The sequence below is a fragment of the Burkholderia anthinoferrum genome (assembly GCF_002925705.1).
Classification (GTDB): domain Bacteria; phylum Pseudomonadota; class Gammaproteobacteria; order Burkholderiales; family Burkholderiaceae; genus Burkholderia; species Burkholderia semiarida.
The window spans coordinates 49,328-66,926 of the sequence record NZ_LFZP01000046.1; the positions used below are offsets into that span (position 1 = coordinate 49,328).

General features: G+C 68.7%; 15 protein-coding genes and 1 pseudogene. 9 read left to right on the top strand and 7 right to left on the bottom strand.

Annotated elements, in window-relative coordinates; all coding sequences use genetic code 11:
• Positions 1-64 precede the first annotated feature (64 nt).
• Together C5F75_RS17850 and C5F75_RS17855 are read left to right on the top strand one after the other, a co-directional pair.
• Positions 65-1,177, top strand: coding sequence for a porin (locus C5F75_RS17850; RefSeq protein ID WP_104012500.1), 1,113 nt, complete (start codon positions 65-67; stop codon positions 1,175-1,177).
• 10 nt (positions 1,178-1,187) lie between these two features.
• The gene (locus C5F75_RS17855; RefSeq protein ID WP_104012501.1) at positions 1,188-2,240 is read left to right on the top strand and encodes a nucleoside hydrolase; all 1,053 of its coding nucleotides are present in this window, start codon (positions 1,188-1,190) and stop codon (positions 2,238-2,240) included.
• 29 nt (positions 2,241-2,269) lie between these two features.
• On the opposite strand, the gene C5F75_RS17860 is transcribed toward C5F75_RS17855, so the two are convergent.
• A complete protein-coding gene (locus tag C5F75_RS17860) occupies positions 2,270-3,178 on the bottom strand; it encodes a LysR family transcriptional regulator (protein ID WP_059575522.1) in 909 nt (302 codons plus the stop codon).
• Between the two features lie 94 nt (positions 3,179-3,272).
• Here C5F75_RS17860 and C5F75_RS17865 point away from each other — a divergent pair, with 94 nt between their 5' ends.
• Positions 3,273-4,622, top strand: coding sequence for an NCS2 family permease (locus C5F75_RS17865; protein ID WP_104012502.1), 1,350 nt, complete (start codon positions 3,273-3,275; stop codon positions 4,620-4,622).
• A gap of 45 nt (positions 4,623-4,667) precedes the next feature.
• A complete protein-coding gene (gene add / locus C5F75_RS17870; RefSeq protein WP_104012503.1) occupies positions 4,668-5,768 on the top strand; it encodes an adenosine deaminase in 1,101 nt (366 codons plus the stop codon).
• A 34-nt stretch (positions 5,769-5,802) separates the two neighbouring features.
• On the opposite strand, the gene C5F75_RS17875 is transcribed toward add, so the two are convergent.
• On the bottom strand, positions 5,803-8,034 hold the full coding sequence (locus C5F75_RS17875; protein ID WP_104012504.1) for a penicillin-binding protein 1A: 2,232 nt from the start codon (positions 8,032-8,034) through the stop codon (positions 5,803-5,805).
• An 87-nt stretch (positions 8,035-8,121) separates the two neighbouring features.
• Positions 8,122-9,666 carry a MocR-like pyridoxine biosynthesis transcription factor PdxR gene (gene pdxR / locus C5F75_RS17880; protein ID WP_104012505.1) on the bottom strand — a complete coding sequence of 515 codons (1,545 nt, stop codon included), beginning with the start codon at positions 9,664-9,666 and terminating at the stop codon, positions 8,122-8,124.
• Between the two features lie 123 nt (positions 9,667-9,789).
• Here pdxR and C5F75_RS17885 point away from each other — a divergent pair, with 123 nt between their 5' ends.
• On the top strand, positions 9,790-10,428 hold the full coding sequence (locus C5F75_RS17885; RefSeq protein ID WP_104012506.1) for an FMN-binding negative transcriptional regulator: 639 nt from the start codon (positions 9,790-9,792) through the stop codon (positions 10,426-10,428).
• A 53-nt stretch (positions 10,429-10,481) separates the two neighbouring features.
• Here C5F75_RS17885 and C5F75_RS17890 read toward each other — a convergent pair whose 3' ends face one another.
• Positions 10,482-11,063 carry a thioredoxin family protein gene (locus C5F75_RS17890; RefSeq protein ID WP_104012507.1) on the bottom strand — a complete coding sequence of 194 codons (582 nt, stop codon included), beginning with the start codon at positions 11,061-11,063 and terminating at the stop codon, positions 10,482-10,484.
• A 227-nt stretch (positions 11,064-11,290) separates the two neighbouring features.
• On the opposite strand from C5F75_RS17890, the gene C5F75_RS17895 reads away from it, so the two are divergent.
• On the top strand, positions 11,291-12,031 hold the full coding sequence (locus C5F75_RS17895; protein ID WP_059575507.1) for a response regulator: 741 nt from the start codon (positions 11,291-11,293) through the stop codon (positions 12,029-12,031).
• On the top strand, positions 12,028-13,350 hold the full coding sequence (locus tag C5F75_RS17900; protein WP_059575505.1) for an ATP-binding protein: 1,323 nt from the start codon (positions 12,028-12,030) through the stop codon (positions 13,348-13,350). Before C5F75_RS17895 ends, C5F75_RS17900 begins: the two co-directional genes overlap by 4 nt.
• Positions 13,351-13,465: 115 nt before the next feature.
• Here the strand turns inward: C5F75_RS17900 and C5F75_RS17905 are convergent, their stop codons facing one another.
• The 3 genes from C5F75_RS17905 to C5F75_RS17915 all read right to left on the bottom strand — a co-directional run bounded on the left by C5F75_RS17905 (position 13,466) and on the right by C5F75_RS17915 (position 15,488).
• Positions 13,466-14,200: a metallophosphoesterase family protein gene (locus C5F75_RS17905; protein ID WP_104012508.1), complete on the bottom strand. Its 735-nt coding sequence runs from the start codon at positions 14,198-14,200 to the stop codon at positions 13,466-13,468.
• 97 nt (positions 14,201-14,297) lie between these two features.
• Positions 14,298-14,834 carry a GNAT family N-acetyltransferase gene (locus tag C5F75_RS17910; protein ID WP_104012509.1) on the bottom strand — a complete coding sequence of 179 codons (537 nt, stop codon included), beginning with the start codon at positions 14,832-14,834 and terminating at the stop codon, positions 14,298-14,300.
• Positions 14,835-14,846: 12 nt separating this feature from the next.
• Entirely contained in the window at positions 14,847-15,488 is a 642-nt protein-coding gene (locus C5F75_RS17915; protein ID WP_059575499.1) for a LysE family translocator, read from the bottom strand.
• A gap of 296 nt (positions 15,489-15,784) precedes the next feature.
• Between C5F75_RS17915 and C5F75_RS17925 the strand changes: the two genes are divergently transcribed.
• Positions 15,785-16,978: a porin gene (locus C5F75_RS17925; RefSeq protein ID WP_059575497.1), complete on the top strand. Its 1,194-nt coding sequence runs from the start codon at positions 15,785-15,787 to the stop codon at positions 16,976-16,978.
• A 152-nt stretch (positions 16,979-17,130) separates the two neighbouring features.
• Positions 17,131-17,229 (top strand): annotated as a pseudogene (locus C5F75_RS37245) (GFA family protein); the annotation flags it as partial.
• Positions 17,230-17,599 lie beyond the last annotated feature (370 nt).

The window sequence follows — 17,599 nt, forward strand, 5'->3', positions numbered from 1 at the left end:
GTATAGTCGAGTCCAGTTTCGCGGAACCCTGCCGCGCCTGGACCACCACCGACCAACGACCCGCATGAAAACTCTCTACAAGCTCGCTCCGCTCGCGATGCTCGGCGCCTTCGCGACCCATGCCGGTGCGCAAAGCAGCATCACGCTGTACGGTCTCATCTCGGCCGGTGTCGGGTTCGCGACGAATCAGGGCGGCAAGAACGCGTGGCAGGCGCTGTCCGGCACGAACCAGAACCCGCGCTGGGGGCTGAAGGGCAAGGAGGATCTGGGGCAGGGGCTGTCCGCGGTCTTCCAGCTCGAAAACGGCTTCAACGTGATGACGGGCACGGCCGCGCAGAATGGCCGCGAGTTCGGGCGCATGGCGTACGTCGGGCTCGCCGATCGTACCTACGGTTCACTGACGTTCGGCCGCCAGTACGACGCGATCCACGACTACATCGGGCCCGTGATCATCGCGAGCAACGGCGTGAACATCGGCGACAACGACAACGGCTACAACGACATTCGCGTGCAGAACTCGGTGAAGTACGTGAGCCCCGTCTACTACGGGCTGAAGTTCACCGCACTGTACGGCTTCAGCAATGCCACCGGTTTCGCGAACAACAGCGCGTACAGCCTCGGGCTCGGCTATGAGCGCGGCCCGCTGCGCTGGAGCGCGGTCTATGCGCAGTACAACCATCCGTACAGCGCGACGAACCAGGACGGCGCGATCGCGAACGACTATGCGTCGCCGCTGCTGATCTTCAGCAAGAGCGCGATGTCGCCGGCCGCGTACGCAAGCCGGCAGCGGATCGCGGGCACGGGCGGCTTCTACACGATCGGCCGCGCGCAGTTCGCGGCGATGTTCACCGACGTGCGCTACGATTACCTCGACAATTCGCACCTGCACCTGCAGAACCTGGGCGTGAACGTCGTCTACACGATGACGCCGCAGCTCTTTCTCGGCGCCGCGTATGCGTTCACGAACGGCAAGTACGACGTGATCGACAAGCGTCCGAAATGGCATCAGGTGAACCTGCAGGCCGATTACTTCCTGTCGAAACGCACCGACGTCGCGCTGACGGTGATCGCGCAGCAGGCGGCAGGCGACGCGGATCATGCGCAGATCTTCGCGTATGCGCGTTCGACCGGCACGCGCCAGATGATGGCGACGCTCGGCGTCCGGCACGTGTTCTGAGCGCCCGACCATGACCCATCCGATCGCATCCCGCCGCACCTTCCTGAAACTGTCCGCCGCGCTGGCCGGCACCGCGCTGCTGCCCGAAACGGGCGCATTCGCGGCCGGCGGTGACGCCGCGCGCCGCACGGTGATCATCGATACCGATCCGGGGCAGGACGACGCCATCGCGATCCTGTTCGCGCTCGGCGCGCCGGACCGGCTCGACGTGCGCGCGCTGACGGCCGTGGCCGGCAACGTGCCGCTCGAGCTGACAGAACGCAATGCGCGGATCGTCCGCGACTGGGCCGGCCGCACGAAGACGCTGCCGGTGTACGCAGGCTGCCCGCGCCCGCTCGTGCGCGACCTCGTGACGGCCGCGAACGTGCATGGCAAGACGGGGCTCGAAGGCGTCGAACTGCACGAGCCGCGCGCGCCGCTCGCGGCCGGTCACGCGGTGTCGTACCTCGTCGATACGCTGAGCCGCGCGGCGCCGAACAGCGTGACGCTGTGCGCGCTCGGCCCGCTGACGAACCTCGCGACGGCGCTGGTCGAAGCGCCGCAGATTCGCGGCGCGCTGCGCGATATCGTACTGATGGGCGGCGCGTTCTTCGAGCGCGGCAACATCACGCCGGCCGCGGAGTTCAACGTCTACGTCGATCCGCAGGCTGCCGACGTCGTGTTCGGCAGCGGCGTGCCGATCGTCGTGCTGCCGCGCGACGTCGCGGTGAAGGCGCCGATCACGCCGGCGCGCGTCGCGCCGTTCCGCGCGCTCGGCAACCGCTGCGGCGCGATCGTCGCGGACATCATGGAGGCCGAGCTCGCCTACAACAAGAAGCGGCGCGGTGTTGAAGACGCGCCGATGTACGACCCGACGGCCGTCGGCTATCTCGTCGATCCGACGCTGTTCGGCGGCCGCAAGGTGAACGTGGTGGTCGAGACGACCGGGCAATGGACGCTCGGCGAGACGATCGTCGACTGGAACGGGCGCAGCGGCCGTGCCCCGAATGCCACGTGGATCAACGAGGTCGACGCGGACCGCTTCTACGCGACGCTCGTCGATCGAATCGCGAAGCTGCCCTGAACGTGGGTGCCCAAGCGCGGCGAACGGAATCAGATGTGCTTCTCGATCCACTCGCGGCAAGCGCGCACGTGCGGTCCGCGATCGTCGGCGGCGAGCGAGATCAGCGAGATCGCACGCGTGACGCGTGGTTTGTCGACGCGCAGCGCGACGAGTTCGGGATCGTGCAGATGCATCGTGTAGAGGCTCGGCAGCACGGCGGTCGCGAGGCCGTTGCGCGCGAGCGCGTAGAGCGGCTCCGTGTATTCCATCCGGTACGTGACGTTCAGGCGCAGTTTCCCGGCACCGCCGGTGCGATGCAGCGATTCGCTGACGCTGCCGCGCACGAATACCGCGAGTTCGCGATCGACGAGCTTCGCCCACGTGACGCTCTTCGCGCGGGCGAGCGGATCGTCGTGCCGTACGACGATCACGATCTCGTCCTCGAACAGCTGCTGGTAGCGCAGCGTGCCGTCGTCGCTATCGGGTTCGCGCACGCCGATGCCGAGATCCGCGACGCCGTCGCGCACCGCTTCGACGAGTGCGCTGTTCGGCAAATCGGTGAGCGTGAAGCGCAGCGTCGGGTGCGTGCCGCGCAGGGCATTGAGCGCGGGCAGCAGGCGGCCCGCGACCGACGGAATGAACGCGATGCGCACGGTCTGGATGCGTTCGCCGATGAGCCGCGTCATGTCGTCGAAGGTGCCGCGCGCCTGGTTGAGCAGGCGTTCGGCGAGCGGCAGCACGGCTTCGCCCGCGGTGGTGAGCGTGAGGCGATGCGCGGTGCGTGCGAACAGGCGGCCGCCGAGCAGGAACTCGATCTGGCGGATCGACGCGGTGAGCGCTGGCTGCGTGAGCGACAGCGCCTGCGCGGCCTGCGTGAAGCTGCGTGCATGGGCGAGCACGACGAAGTGCTGGACCTGCCGCAGCGTAAGCGCGGGGAGCAGCGACGAGCGGTCGGACATCGGGCAATAACGGTCGGGATGCGGTACGCGGCAGTATAAGACCGCGCTGCACGACCCGACACAGGACAATATTCGGAATCACGGGAGAACCACCATGTCAGCGACTGACACGATGCCGGCGCACGCGCCGGCCAACTGGCTCGAGCGGCGCTTCGCGCTCGCCGCGCGGGGCACGACCGTACGCACCGAGACGATCGCGGGCGTCACGTCGTTTCTCGCGGCCGCGTACCTGCTCGTCGTGATCCCGTCGCTGCTCGCGACGGGCGGCATGGACCGCGGCGCGGCGACGACCGCGACGATCGTCGTGTTCGTGCTGTTCACCACGCTGATGGGGCTTTACGCGAACCTGCCGTTCCTCGTCGGTCCTGGTATCGGCGGCTCGGTGATCATCGGCGTGACGCTCGCGACGACCGAGCACGTCGGCTGGCAGACGGGCCTTGGCATCGCGTGCGTGTCGGGCGTGCTGTTCTTCCTGCTGACGATCCTCGGCGCGCGCGGCGTCGTGGTGCGCCTGATTCCGGTGCAGATCAAGCTCGGGCTCGGCGCGTCGATCGGGCTGTTCGTCACGATGCTCGGGCTGCGCAATGCGGGGATGGTCGTCGCGAACGCGAAGACCAACGCGTTCGCGCTCGGCGACTTCTCGCGGCCGGGCGCGCTCGTTGCGCTGATCGGCCTCGCGGTCGCGATCGTGCTGCAGGCGCGCAAGGTGCCCGGCGCGATCCTGATCGCGATCCTCGTCGCGGCCGCGGCCGGCGTGCCGCTCGGCGTCACGCACCTGCCCGCGTCGTTCGTGTCGCCGCCGCACAGCATCGCGCCGATCGCGTTCAAGCTCGATATCGGCAGCGCGTTGAGCCTGGCCGCCGCACCGTACCTGTTCGCGTTCTTCGCGGCGGAATTCTTCTCGACGCTCGGCACCGCGCTCGCGGTCGGCGCGAAGGCGAACCTGCTCGACGAACAGGGCAACCTGCCGAACATCAACCGGCCGTTCGTCGTCGATTCGCTTGCCGCGACGCTCGGCCCCGTGTTCGGCATTCCGGCGCTGACCGCGCTGATCGAATCGGCAGCGGGTGTCGAAGCCGGCGGCCGCAGCGGGCTGTCGTCGCTGGCCGCGGCCGTGCTGTTCGCCGCGATGCTGCTGTTCGTGCCGGTCGCGCTCGCGATCCCCAAGGAGGCCACCGCGCCGGCGCTGATCCTGATCGGGCTGTCGATGTTCGCGACGATCCGCCACACGCATTTCGACGACTTCACCGATGCGCTGCCCGTGATGTCGATGGTGCTGCTCACGCTGATGTCGAACAGCTTCGGCACCGGCATTGCCGGCGGGCTGCTGTGCTACGTGCTCGTCAAGCTGCTGGCCTGCCGCTGGCGCGACGTGTCGTGGGGGCTCGTCGTCCTCGCGCTGCCGCTCGGCTATTACTTCTGGACCGTCGTGAAGCCGCACTGAGAGACGGCTTCGCGACGCATCGGCACTACCAAAAAAGAGACTGACATGAAGGGAACACCAGGCAACGTCCCGGCCGCGCGCACGGGCATCGAGATTACGCCCGCCCATCGGGCCTTCTTCCACGCGTTGCCGAAGGTCGAGCTGCATTGCCATCTGCTCGGCGCGGTGCGGCACGACACGTTCGTCGCGCTGGCCGAACGCAGCGGCGCGCCGATCGAGCGCGCGGAGATCGACGCGTTCTACGCGCGCGGCGAGAAGCCGGTGGGCGTGCTGCACGTGCTGCGCGCGCTCGACAAGTATTTGCTCACACGCCCCGACGACCTGCGGCGGATTGCCTACGAGTATCTGGAAGACGCGGCCGCGCACAACGTCAGGCATGCGGAATTCTTCTGGAATCCGACGGGAACGGTGCGCGTGTCGGGCATCGCGTATGCGGACGCGCAGGCCGCGATCGTGACCGGGATTCGCGACGCCGCGCGAGATTTCGGGATCGGCGCTCGCTTGATTCCGAGCATCGACCGTGAGCAGGACCCTGACGAAGCGGTTGTGATCGTCGAGTGGATGACGGCCAATCGCGCGGACGAAGTCGCGGGGCTCGGCATCGACTATCGCGAGAACGACCGGCCGCCCGAATTGTTCTGGAAGGCGTACCGCAACGCGCGCGCGGCCGGTTTTCGCACGACCGCGCATGCGGGCGAATTCGGGATGCCGTGGCGCAACGTCGAGACGGCCGTTGATCTGCTGCAGGTGGACCGCATCGATCACGGCTATACGATCGTCGACAACCCCGAGCTGTGCGCGCGCTATGCGGAGCGCGGCATCGTGTTTACCGTCGTGCCGACGAACTCGTACTACCTGCGCACGCTACCGCCGGAGCAATGGGCCGAGCTGCATCCGATGCGCAAGATGCCGGGCCTCGGGTTGAAGATCCATCCGAACACCGACGATCCGACGCTGCACAAGGTGAACCCTTCGGAAGCGTGGGAGCTGATGTTCAGCCATTTCGGCTTCACCGTGGCCGAGTTGAAGCAATTCATGCTGAACGGAATCGACGGCGCGTGGGTCGATGACGCGACGAAGGGGGTGTGGCGTGCGGCATGGGCGTCTGAATACGACGCGCTGGCTGCGACGCTCGCGGCGGGCTGAGCGCGTTTTCTGACCAAGCCCGCCCGCATCACGCTCAGCGAAACAACCTCAGCCAGTCGAACAGTCCCGAATGCTGCGGCGCGCGCCGCTTCGGCGCCGGCGCGCTACGCGGCCGGAAGTCGGGCGAGAACTGCACGTGCGGATCGATGGCCCGCGCGCGCAGCGCCGCATCGTAGAACGATCCGACGATCGGCAGCGCACTGTGCGCGCCCGCGCCCCAGTAGTCGCTGCGCAGCGTCACGCTGCCGTCGTCGAAGCCGACCCATGCGCCGGCCACCAGTTGCGGATGCATCAGGATGAACCAGCCGTCGGTGTTGTCCTGCGTCGTGCCGGTCTTGCCCGCGACGTCGATGCGGATGCCGTAGCGCGAGCGGATGTCGGCGCCGGTGCCGTAATCGACGACGCCGCGCATCACGTCGACCAGCGTCTGCGCCGCGGCCACCGGCAATGCGCGCTCCGGCGGCGCACTGGCGAACGTGGCGAGCACCTTGCCGTCGCGATCCTCGATGCGTGTGATCGTCTGCGGCGCGACGTACACGCCGCGGTTCGCGATCGTGCCGTACGCGGACACCATCTCCTTCAGCGTGACGGGGCTCGTGCCGAGCGCGAGCGACGGCACCGCGTCGAGCGGGCTGTCGCGCACACCCATCGCGCGGGCGAGCTGCGCGACCTTCGCCGCGCCCTCGTGCTGCATCACCTGTGCGGTGATGCGGTTGCGCGACAGCGCCAGCCCGTCGCGCAGCGTCATCGGCTCGCCGGTCGGCGGTTCCGCATCGGTCGGGCGCCACACCGTGTGCGCGTCGATCGGGATCGCGACGGGACGGTCGACGAACGTATCGCCCGGCCGCATCCCGTCAGCGAACGCGGCGCCATAGACGAACGGCTTGAACGTCGAGCCCGGCTGACGCCGCGCCTGTATCACGTGATCGAACGGCTCGCTGCCGAAATCGGGGCTGCCGACCCACGCGCGGATCGCGCCGTTGCGCGGATCGATCGCGACGAAGCCGGCCTGCACCTGCGTCTTGCGCTCGCACAGCGTGCGCATGAATGCGCGATTCGCGCCGAGCTGCTTCAGCGCCGGCACATCGGCGAGCCCCGTTTCGCGGGCCTGACGATATTCGGGCGTCTGCCGGATGAAGCCGCGAAACAGGTCGTTGCGCAGCCCGCAGCCGGACGGCCCGCGCCATGCGCTGTCGGCGATCGCCTGCAGCCGTTCGGTCTGCCGTGCGAGCGCCTGCGTGGCCATGTCCTGCAGGCGTGCATCGAGCGTCGTGCGCACGACGAGGCCGTCCGAGTAGAGATCGTAGTTGTTGCGGTCGGCCCACGCGATCAGCCACTTGCGCAGTTGCACCGCGAAATGCGGCGCGAGGCCCGGCTGCGCGGTCTGCGGTTCGAAGTCGACGCGCAGCGGCTGGCGCTGCAGTGTCGCGAGCTGCCGCGGCGCCAGCATGCCCGTCTGCGCCATCCGGCCGAGCACGACGTTGCGCCGCTGGACCGCGCGTTCCGGATTCAGCACCGGGTTGTAGTAGCTGTTGCCCTTCAGCATCCCGACGAGCGTCGCGCTCTCCGCGATGTCGAGCTGGTCGGCGGACTTGCCGAAGTAGGTGCGCGCGGCCATCTCGACGCCGTACGCGTTGTACAGGAACGGCACGGTATTCAGGTAGGTTTCGAGAATCTCGTCCTTGCTGTACACCGCTTCGATCTTGAACGCGGTGATCAGCTCCTTCACCTTGCGCGTGAGCGTCGGCGCGCGGCCGATTTCGTCGGGATACAGGTTGCGCGCGAGCTGCTGCGTGATCGTCGAGCCGCCTTGGCGGCTGCCCGAGAACGTATGCAGGCCGGCCGCGAGCGTGCGGCGCCAGTCGATGCCGTGATGCGCATAGAAGCGGTGATCCTCGGTCGCGATCAGCGCGTCGACCATGTGGGGCGAGATCTGCTTGAGCGGCACCCATTCGCGGTTCACGGGCCGGAATTCGGCGATCAACTGGCCGTCGGCCGACAGCACGCGCGCGGGGCGGTCGATGCGCGCCTTGCGGATGTCGCCGATGCTCGGCGTGAACGGAACGAACGCGAGCAGGACCAGCAGGCCGAACACCGGGATCGCGGCGAGCGTCAGCGCCACGCCGCGACGTGTCGGATGGCGCAGGCGATGCAGCGCACCGGCACACAGTGCGCGGACGCGCGTGCGGCACGCGGCGGCAAGCGGCGCGATACGGGCGCGGCAACGGAGCCACGCGTTTCGGAGAAACGGCACGAAGCGGTTCAAGGCGGCAGGGGCGCGAATGGAAGACGCGCGATCCTAGCAAACGGAACCTGCGCGCCGGCAGCCGAAACGGCCGTTTGCTTGCAGGATTTACAGACGATTACGTTTGTTGCCCGCCGACAACCTTTTGCCATGCGCGGGCCGCGATTCCACCGACGAAACCACGTCCGCGAGCCGCTGCGCGGCCGCTTCCATCTGCGCGCGGCCGAACCCGCCGAAGCCGAGCACGAGCCCCGGGCGCGCCGTGCCGGGCGCGAACATCGGCGACACCGCACGCACGGCGACACCGGCCTGGGCGGCGCGCGCGACCACGTCGAGATCGTCGATGCCTTGCGCGAGCCACAGCACGACGTGCATGCCCTGGTCGCCCGGCTGCACCCATGCGCGTTCGCGCGGCAGCCGCGCGCCGAGCGTGTCGATCAGCAGCGCGCGCTGTTCCGCATAGACGCCGCGCACGCGGCGGATGTGGCGGTCGAGATGACCTTCGGCGATGAACGCGGCGAGCACATGCTGATCGGCGGTCGGCGCATGACGATCCATCAGCACGCGCGCGCCGCAGAACGCGGGCACGAGATCGTCGGGCGCGATCACGTAGCCGAGCCGCAGCGATGGAAACAGGATCTTGCTGAAGGTGCCGAGATAGATCACGCGGTCGGGCGCGAGGCCCTGCAGCGACGGGAACGGATAGCCTTCGTAGCGCAACTCGCTGTCGTAGTCGTCCTCGACGACCCATGCGCTGTGCGTGCGGGCCCACGCGAGCAGCGCATTGCGGCGCGCCATGCTCAGCGGCATGCCGAGCGGGTACTGGTGCGACGGCGTGACGAACGCGGCGCGCGCATCGGGCGCGAGACGAATGCCGGCGTCGACGTCGAGGCCGTCGGCGTCGACCGGCACGCGCACCATCGCATCGCGCCGCCCGGTGCTTTCGAGCAGCGCGGTGATGCCGCGGTAGGCCGGATTCTCGACCCACGCGCGGTCGTGTTCGCCGAGCAGCACCTGGCTCGCGAGATGCAGCCCCTGCTGCGTGCCGCTCGTGATCACGACCTGGCCGGCATCGCAGCGCACCGAGCGTGATCGGCGCACGTAGTCGGCAATCGCTTCGCGCAACGGCAGCGCGCCTTGCGGATCGGCATAGCCGGACGGCGCGCCGGCGCCGCGGGCGCGCAGGCGATTGCCGAGCCGGCGCCAGATGTCGTCGGGCGCGGTGAGGCCGAGCGGCACCGAGATCGCGAACGGCATGGCCGGCAGCGGATTGAATTCGCGGGCGAGCCGCGCGAAGGTGGCGGCCGGTTCGGGCAGGCCGTCGCGCATCGGGTCCGGGCCTGGCGCCGGCGATTCCGGGCCGTTGCCGGGCGGCGGTTCCGCGAGCGCGTGCGCGACCCGCGTGCCCGCTCCGCCGCGCGATTCGAGAAAGCCTTCGGCGATGAGCTGGGCATAGGCGTCGACGACGGTGCCGCGCGCCACCTGCAGCGACGCCGCCAGCAACCGCGTGGAGGGCAGCATATCGCCCGGCCGGACGTCGCCGCGGCGCACCGCGTCGCGCAGCGCCTGCGCGAGCTGGCGGCTCAGGTCGCCGGCCGCGCGGTCGAGCGCGCCGAGCGACGGGATTTCGACGATCCGGGCCGTTCTTGCCATGATTCTGGTCTGCTGAAATTGTTTCAAACCGGCTCTACAGCATAAACCAGTTTCGGCTCACAATCGACGCATGACGGGCCTGCGCCCGCACCCTTTCCCACCCCGCACGACCGTGGAGCCGACATGTACATCCCCGCCGACTACAACGAACCCAACCCCGACGCGCTGCGCGAGCTGATCGCGCAGCATCCGTTCGGCAGCCTGGTCACGCACGGCAAGCGCGGGCTCGACGCGAACCACATTCCGTTCGAGCTGATGCTGGACGACGGCGGACTCGGCGAACTGCACGCGCATGTCGCGCGCGCGAATCCGGTCTGGCAGGACGTCGCGGACGGCGACGAGGTGCTCGTGATCTTCCGCGCCGGCGACGCGTACATCTCGCCGAACTGGTATCCGAGCAAGCACGTCGCGCACCGGCAGGTGCCGACGTGGAACTACCGGGTCGTGCATGCGCATGGCCGCATCACGGTGCGCGACGACGAGAAGTTCGTGCGTGGCGTGGTCGCGCGGCTGACGCGCACGCACGAAGCGTCGCAGCCGGTGCCGTGGAAGATGGGCGACGCGCCGCAGGACTATATCGATACGATGCTGCAATCGATCGTCGGGCTGCAGATCGAGATCACGCGGCTCGTGGGCAAGCGCAAGCTCGGGCAGAACAAGGCCGAGGCCGATATCCGCGGCGCCGGCGAAGCGCTGGTTGCGGACGGCCATCTCGCGATCGGGGAGGCGATGCTGGCGGAGGCGGACGCGAAGCGCACTTGAGCACACGAGGACCGCGGCGCGCGGGCGAGCCGCGGGCCCGCGCGCCGCGCTGATCACTGCGTGCGCGTCGAATCCTTCATCCCTGCCTTTGCCTGCGCGAGCGCTTCCCGAATCGCGGCCTCCGTCTTGTCGTACCCGCCTTCGCCATAACGCGTATAGACGATCTTGCCGTTCGCATCGATCAGGTACAGCGCGGGCCAGTACTGGTTGCCGTACGCGCGCCACGTGTCGTAGCGGTTGTCCTGCGCGACCGGATACCGGATGTCGAAGCGCTTGATCGCATCGGCGACGTTCTTCGCGTCGCGCTCGAACGGATATTCCGGCGTATGCACGCCGACCACGACGAGCCCCTGGTCGCGATACTTCCGATACCAGTCGTTCACGTACGGGATCGTATGAATGCAGTTGATGCACGAGTACGTCCAGAAATCGACGAGCACGACCTTGCCGCGCAACTGCTCGAGCGTCAGCGGCGCGCTGTTGTGCCAGCGCTCGATGCCGGTGAAACCGGGCGCCGCCATGCCCGCCAGCGACGTCTGCATGCCCGCGTCGTCCCGGGTGCCGGCGAACGCGGCGAGCCCGGCCGTGGCGGCGAGAGCGATGACGAGGGCGGCGGTCTTGAGTCGGGGCAGCATGGCGTTCTCCTGATCTTTGGGGGCCGCGGCGCGATGTCGGCGTCCGGGCGGGTTTCGACAGGCCCCATTAGGCGGCGCCGACGTATCTGCGATGTGTCCGGCCGGCCGCGCGTGTGCAATGTTGTGTGTCGTCGCGGCGACGCGATACATTGCGATACAAATGCGTGCCCGCCGTGCGGTATAAAAGCGGACATCGCCCGCCCGAACCCCGATACCGACACCGACTCATGGACAAGATCGACCACGTGCTGATCGTCGACGACGATCGCGCGATCCGCGAACTGATCGCGGACTACCTGGAGAAGAACGGCATGCGCGTGTCGCTGGCCGCGAACGGCCGCGAGATGCGCCACGTGCTCGACGACGGCGCGCCCGACCTGATCGTGCTCGACCTGATGCTGCCCGGCGAGGACGGCCTGACGCTGTGCCGCGATCTGCGCGCGGGCAAGTTCCGCACGGTGCCGGTGCTGATGCTGACCGCCCGAGGCGAGGAAACCGACCGCATCATCGGCCTCGAGATGGGCGCCGACGACTACCTGGCCAAGCCGTTCGCGGTGCGCGAGCTGCTCGCGCGGATCCGTTCGGTGCTGCGCCGCGCGCGCATGCTGCCGCCCGGCATGCAGGTGACGGAAACGGCCGCGATACTCGCGTTCGGCGAATGGCAGCTCGACACGACCGGGCGCCACCTGCTCGACGCCGAAGGCACGCTGGTCGCGCTGAGCGGCGCCGAATACCGGCTGCTGCGCGTGTTCCTCGACAACCCGCAGCGCGTCCTGACGCGCGATCAATTGCTCAACCTCACGCAAGGGCGGCAGTCCGACCCGTTCGACCGCTCGATCGACCTGCTCGTGAGCCGGCTGCGCCAGCGCCTGCGCGACGGCGCGCGCGAACCGCGCTACATCAAGACACTGCGCAACGAGGGCTATGTGTTCTCGTCGGCCGTGACCGCCATCGACGGTACGCCATGAGCGCGCGCACGCCGTGGCACTGGCCGCGTTCGCTGTTCGCGCGGCTCGCGCTGATCCTGTTCGTGGGGCTCGCGCTCGCGCAGACGCTGTCGTTCTGGCTCACCATGACCGAGCGCGACCAGGCGACCACGAACCTGATGATGGGCTACATCGAGCGCGAGGTCGCGAGCTCGGTTGCGCTGCTCGACCATCTGCCGCCGGCCGAGCGGGCCGCGTGGCTGCCGCGTCTCGCGCGGCGCAGCTATGCGTTCATCCTCGGGCCCGGCCAAACCGGCACGCCGCCGGAAGCGCGGCTGTCGGCGCGCGTCGAGCGCTCGATCTCGGACGGCATCGGCGGCGACTACCCGCTGACCGCGAACTCGATTCCCGGCGACCGCGAACATCTGCAGGTGCATCTGCGGCTGACCGACGGGTCGCCGCTGACGATCGACATTCATCCGATGTCGACGGTGCCGCTGTCGGGCTGGTTGCCGGCCGTGCTCGTGGTGCAGCTCGCGGTGCTGGCCGCGTGCTGCTGGCTCGCGGTGCGGCTCGCGACGCGGCCGCTCAAGCAGCTCGCGCAGGCCGCCGACGCGCTCGGCCCCGATCTGAAGGGCGAGCGGCTGAACGAAGACGGGCCGTCGGAAGTCGCGCGCGCCGCGCGGGCCTTCAACGCGATGCAGGACCGCATCGCGCAGTACATGGCCGAGCGCATGCAGATCCTCGCGTCGATCTCGCACGATCTGCAGACGCCGATCACGCGAATGCGGCTGCGCGTCGACGTGATGGACGACGACACGCAGGGCGCGAAGCTGCGCCAGGATCTGCTCGAGATGGAGCATCTGGTGAAGGAGGGCGTCGCGTACGCGCGGACGCTGCACGGCACCGAGGAGGCCGCGCGCCGCATCGATCTCGATGCGCTGCTCGACAGCATCGTGTACGACTACACGGATGCGGGGCAGGACGTCGCGCTGCACAGCCATGCGCCGCTCGCGCTCGTCACGCGGCCGAAGGCGCTGCGCCGCATCGTCGGCAACCTCGTGGACAACGCGCTGAAGTTCGCGGGCGCGGCCGAGATCGACGTGCAGGCGGCGCCGGACGGCGGCGCGGTGATCGCGGTGCTCGACCGCGGCCCCGGCATTCCGGACGATCAGCTCGACGCGGTGTTCGAGCCGTTCCGGCGCGTGGAGACGTCGCGCAATCGCGATACGGGCGGCACGGGGCTCGGCCTCGCGATCGCGCGGCAACTGGCGCTTGCGATGGGCGGCACGCTCACGCTGAACAACCGGCCCGACGGCGGCGGCCTCGAAGCGAGGCTGACGCTGAGGAACGCGGGGTGAGGCGACGCGGCGCGCGAGCGTCGCGGTGTCGGGCGTGTGCCGAAGCGTGCGATGTGCGTGATGCGTGCGACGTCACACGCGTCTCGGCTGCGCGTCGACGAGCGGCGCGAGTGCGTCAGCAGCGGCCGGTGCGCAGCGCGACGCGCCAGTCGTCGCGCCCGCGCGAGGCCGCGATGGCCGCGGCCGTGTGCCAGTCGTATTCGACCGCATGGAATTCGACGTTCCAGCCGGCGGCGGTGCGCGACACCATCGCGTAGCGCGCATGCGGCGAACCCGTCTCGATCCGGTGCGGATGCGGCAGATCGTCCGTATACGCTTGCAGCCCGACGCTGCCGGGATTGACGATCAGCCGGCCGTCGTCGAGCTTCGCGGCGCGCGGCACGTGCGTGTGGCCGCACAGGATCAGCGAGGCCGTTTCCTTGCCCGCGCGCTGCGCGACCTCGTCGGGCGTGGCCGTGCGGCAGCCGTCGGGCGTGACCGTTTCGAGGAAATAGACGAGGTCGCTGGCCGGCGTGCCGTGCACCATCAGCACGTCGCCGTCGAGCATCAGGCGTTCGGGCAGCGCGGCGATCCACGTGCGGTGGTCGGCGCGCAGCGTGTCGTGCGCCCAGCGATCCGACAGCCGCATCGCGTCGCGATCCTCGGTGAGCAACTGCCGTTCGTGATTGCCCTTGACGGTCGGCAGGTCGAGCGCGATCAGGCGGTCGGCCGTTTCGGCCGGATGGAGCGCGCCCGACACGATGTCGCCGAGATTGACGATCACGTCGGCGCCGCGGCGCCGGACGTCGTCGAGCACCGCGTCGAGCGCGGCGAGGTTGCCGTGGATATCGGACAGCGCGGCGATTTTCATGGCGGAGCGTCGATGAGGGGAACGGCGATTGTCGCCAATTCGGCGCGGGCCGTCCAATCGCGTCACGGCGTCGGCACGCGATGCCGCGGGCGGCACGTCAGTCGGTCGCGAGCCGTGCGTACATCGCGAAATCGCCGGGCGTGCCGCGCACCATCTTGTATGCGCGCAGCAGCCCTTCGTAGCGGTAGCCGCATTTCTGCAGCACGCGCGCGGAGCCCGCGTTGCCGGTCAGCACGACGGCCTGCATGTGGATGAAGCCCCCTTCGGCGAACGCCCACGCGGTGACGGCTTCGCACACCGCGCTCGCGATGCCGCGCCCCCAGTGCGATGGCGCGAGGTCGTACGCGATCTCCGCCGAGCGGTTCGCAGTGGACACCGTATGCAGCCCGATCGTCCCGGCGAGCGCGCCGGATTCGGTATCGACGATCGCGAGACGCCGGATCGAATCCGGATCGGCCGATTCGATGCTGTCGAACAGCGGCAGCAGATCGCCGGGCGAGCGCAGGTTCCAGCTCGTGTGGCGGAAAACGGCCGGGTTCGACAGGTACGCGTACCACGCGTCGAGGTCCGCGCGTTCGAGTTGCCTGAGCGACAGGCCGGGAAATCCGGAGCAGGGCGGCGCGGCGATTTTCATCGTACCCGGCGCCTACGCGGCACGGCGCCGGTACAGCGCCAGCGAGCCGGCGAGCGCGAGCAGCATCGCCCCGCACGTGCGCTCGAGCCACAGCGCGCCCGAGCGCTTCAGCAGCCGCACCGCACGGGCGCCGAGCAGCGCGTAGCCGAACATCACCGCGCCGTCGAGCAGCGCGAACGTGACCGCGAGCGCGACGTACTGCGGCGCGAGCGGCGCGGCCGGATCGAGGAACTGCGGCAGGAACGCGGAGAAGAACAGATAGCCCTTCGGGTTCGTCACCGCGGTCAGGAAGCTTTTCGCGAAGATCGACGCGTTGCGTCCGGTGCGTCCGGATGCCGTGTCGCCTTGCGCGGCCGCGACGTCGAGCGATCCCTTCGACATCAGCAACCGGATGCCGACATAGGCGAGGTAGGCGGCGCCGAGCCACTTCACGACCGAGAACCAGAACGCCGACGCCATCAGCAGCGCGCCGAGGCCGAGCGCGACCGCGACGATCAGCACGAAGTCGGACAGCATCGCGCCCGCGAAACCGTAGGCCGCGCGGCGCACGCCGTAGCGCGAGCCGTTGGTCAGCGCGAGCAGCACGGTCGGGCCGGGTGTCGCGATGCCGACGAACGCGACGGCGGAGAAGACCAGCAGGGTCGTTTCATGCATGAAGAAGCTCCCGGTGGAAGGCGCGCAGCCGATTATCGTCCGCGCCGCCCCGCGCTGTACAGGCGCCGCCGCCTCGGCGCCGTCTCCGACTATCGCGATTTTGACAAGAAACTGTTGTCATTATTCCGCTTTGGAACGGAACCGGTTCCAACTACCATACCGGCCGCAGCGGGGCACGCCCGCCGCATCGTCGCGCGCGGACGTCGCCGGCCTTGCACCGCCGGCGGATGTCGGCGCCCCGCGCGCTACTCGCAAACAGCCAGAACAACGGGTTCACCGCCCGGAGACACGAAACCATGAACAAGCAACTGATCGCAGCCCCGCTGCTGCTCTCGCTCGCGGGTATCGCCGCCGCGCAAAGCTCCGTCACGCTGTACGGCATCGTCGATGCAGGGGTGACCTATCGCAGCAACGAACGGGCCGGCTCGGCGGGCGCGTACACCGGGCATTCGAACGTCGGGCTCACGACCGGCAACCTGTCCGGCAGCCGGTGGGGCATCAAGGGCTCCGAGGATCTCGGCGGCGGGATGCGCGCGCTGTTCGTCCTCGAGAACGGCTTCGACATCACGAACGGCACGTCGGGCCAGGGCGGCCGCCAGTTCGGCCGGCAGGCGTTCGTCGGCGTCGGCAGCGACCGCTACGGCACGATCACGCTCGGCCGCCAGTACACGTCGCTCGACGATTTCGTGAGCCCGGTCGGCCCGTCGTCGTTCATCGGCGGCTTCGGCGCGCACCCGGGCGACATCGACGATCTCGACCAGACCGCACGCGTCGACAGTGCGATCAAGTACACGAGCGCGAACTACTCGGGCTTCACGTTCGGTGCGCTGTACGGCTTCGGCGGCCAGCCGGGGAGCATGAAGCAGCGCAACACGTGGAGCGTCGGCGCCGCGTACGCGGCCGGCCCGCTGCGCGTGGGTGTCGGCTACGAGCGCTCGGACAACAGCAAGACGGGCGCGACCGACCCGACGGCAGGCAAGTGGCGGAGCACCGACGACGGCCTGTTCAATTCGTCGATCAACGAAGGCTATGCGAGCGCGCAGTCGCAGCAGGTGATCGCGACGGGCGCGACGTACAACTTCGGGCCGGCCGTCGTCGGCGTGAACTACAGCAACGTGCAGTATCGCGGCGGCGCGCAGTCGCTGTTCAGCGGCCATGCGACGTTCAACGTCGCTGGCGTGTTCACGCGCTGGAACGTGCAGCCGCAGACGCAGCTGTTCGCGGGCTACAGCTACACGCGCGGCAGCGACGTCGACGGCATCGACAACCGCGCGCAGTATCACAACGTCACGCTCGGCGCGGTCTACGACCTGTCGAAGCGCACCAGCGTGTACCTGCTCGGCGCGTACCAGCATGCGTCCGGCACGACGCTCGACGCGCTCGGCCGGCCGGTGGCCGCGACCGCGTCGGTGTCGGACAAGGCGAACGGCCATTCGTCCGATTCGCGGTCGCAGGCGATCGTGAGCCTCGGGCTGCGCCAGAAGTTCTGACGCGGCGGCCGTTGCGCGCGCAACGGGGCTCGCGGACGATGCGGGCCTCGTGGCGCGCATGCTCCTGTACCGCCGCCGCCCTTTTCGAGGCGACGGCATGACGCGAACGCTGTCCGCGCCGCCGGTGCGGCGCGGCGACCGTCACGTTGCGCGGCGAGATCGTGTCCGGAACGAATCGGCTCGGCGTGCGCGTCGTGCCGAACAGGCTGCGTGCGCGTGCTTGCGGCGGACGATTGCCTGGCGACCTGCAGCGGAGCCGGTACGGCCGGCGCGCGACTTTCCCCTCCGCATTCCTGCTTTTCCTCCCGCTTTCCCGTCCGTTGCAGGATCACGCATTTCCGATCGCACCGAATAATTTTTTTCTTTCATTTCGATTTCGATTTGTAATAATAGAAACGATTTCCGGGGAATGAAAAAGCAATGCGGTCGTGGCAGAAAAAATGACGTATTTGCATTGCGTGATCCGGAAGAAAATGCCGGGAAATGCGCCCGAGCTGCACGCCGGAAGGCCGTATGGGCGCGGGTTCGGCGATTTTTCGATCGTTGACGAAAAAGCCCCGGACGGCAAAAGACGCGGAGTGAATAATTCCGGGGAACGGCGAATGCGAATTTTCCGGAATC

What these genes read in the sequence shown, in the direction of transcription:
- C5F75_RS17850 (WP_104012500.1), top strand. Translation starts at nt 65, where the DNA reads ATGAAAACTCTCTACAAGCTCGCTCCGCTCGCGATGCTCGGCGCCTTC.
- C5F75_RS17855 (WP_104012501.1), top strand. Translation starts at nt 1,188, where the DNA reads ATGACCCATCCGATCGCATCCCGCCGCACCTTCCTGAAACTGTCCGCC.
- C5F75_RS17860 (WP_059575522.1), bottom strand. Translation starts at nt 3,178, where the DNA reads ATGTCCGACCGCTCGTCGCTGCTCCCCGCGCTTACGCTGCGGCAGGTC.
- C5F75_RS17865 (WP_104012502.1), top strand. Translation starts at nt 3,273, where the DNA reads ATGTCAGCGACTGACACGATGCCGGCGCACGCGCCGGCCAACTGGCTC.
- add (WP_104012503.1), top strand. Translation starts at nt 4,668, where the DNA reads ATGAAGGGAACACCAGGCAACGTCCCGGCCGCGCGCACGGGCATCGAG.
- pdxR (WP_104012505.1), bottom strand. Translation starts at nt 9,666, where the DNA reads ATGGCAAGAACGGCCCGGATCGTCGAAATCCCGTCGCTCGGCGCGCTC.
- C5F75_RS17885 (WP_104012506.1), top strand. Translation starts at nt 9,790, where the DNA reads ATGTACATCCCCGCCGACTACAACGAACCCAACCCCGACGCGCTGCGC.
- C5F75_RS17890 (WP_104012507.1), bottom strand. Translation starts at nt 11,063, where the DNA reads ATGCTGCCCCGACTCAAGACCGCCGCCCTCGTCATCGCTCTCGCCGCC.
- C5F75_RS17895 (WP_059575507.1), top strand. Translation starts at nt 11,291, where the DNA reads ATGGACAAGATCGACCACGTGCTGATCGTCGACGACGATCGCGCGATC.
- C5F75_RS17900 (WP_059575505.1), top strand. Translation starts at nt 12,028, where the DNA reads ATGAGCGCGCGCACGCCGTGGCACTGGCCGCGTTCGCTGTTCGCGCGG.
- C5F75_RS17905 (WP_104012508.1), bottom strand. Translation starts at nt 14,200, where the DNA reads ATGAAAATCGCCGCGCTGTCCGATATCCACGGCAACCTCGCCGCGCTC.
- C5F75_RS17910 (WP_104012509.1), bottom strand. Translation starts at nt 14,834, where the DNA reads ATGAAAATCGCCGCGCCGCCCTGCTCCGGATTTCCCGGCCTGTCGCTC.
- C5F75_RS17915 (WP_059575499.1), bottom strand. Translation starts at nt 15,488, where the DNA reads ATGCATGAAACGACCCTGCTGGTCTTCTCCGCCGTCGCGTTCGTCGGC.
- C5F75_RS17925 (WP_059575497.1), top strand. Translation starts at nt 15,785, where the DNA reads ATGAACAAGCAACTGATCGCAGCCCCGCTGCTGCTCTCGCTCGCGGGT.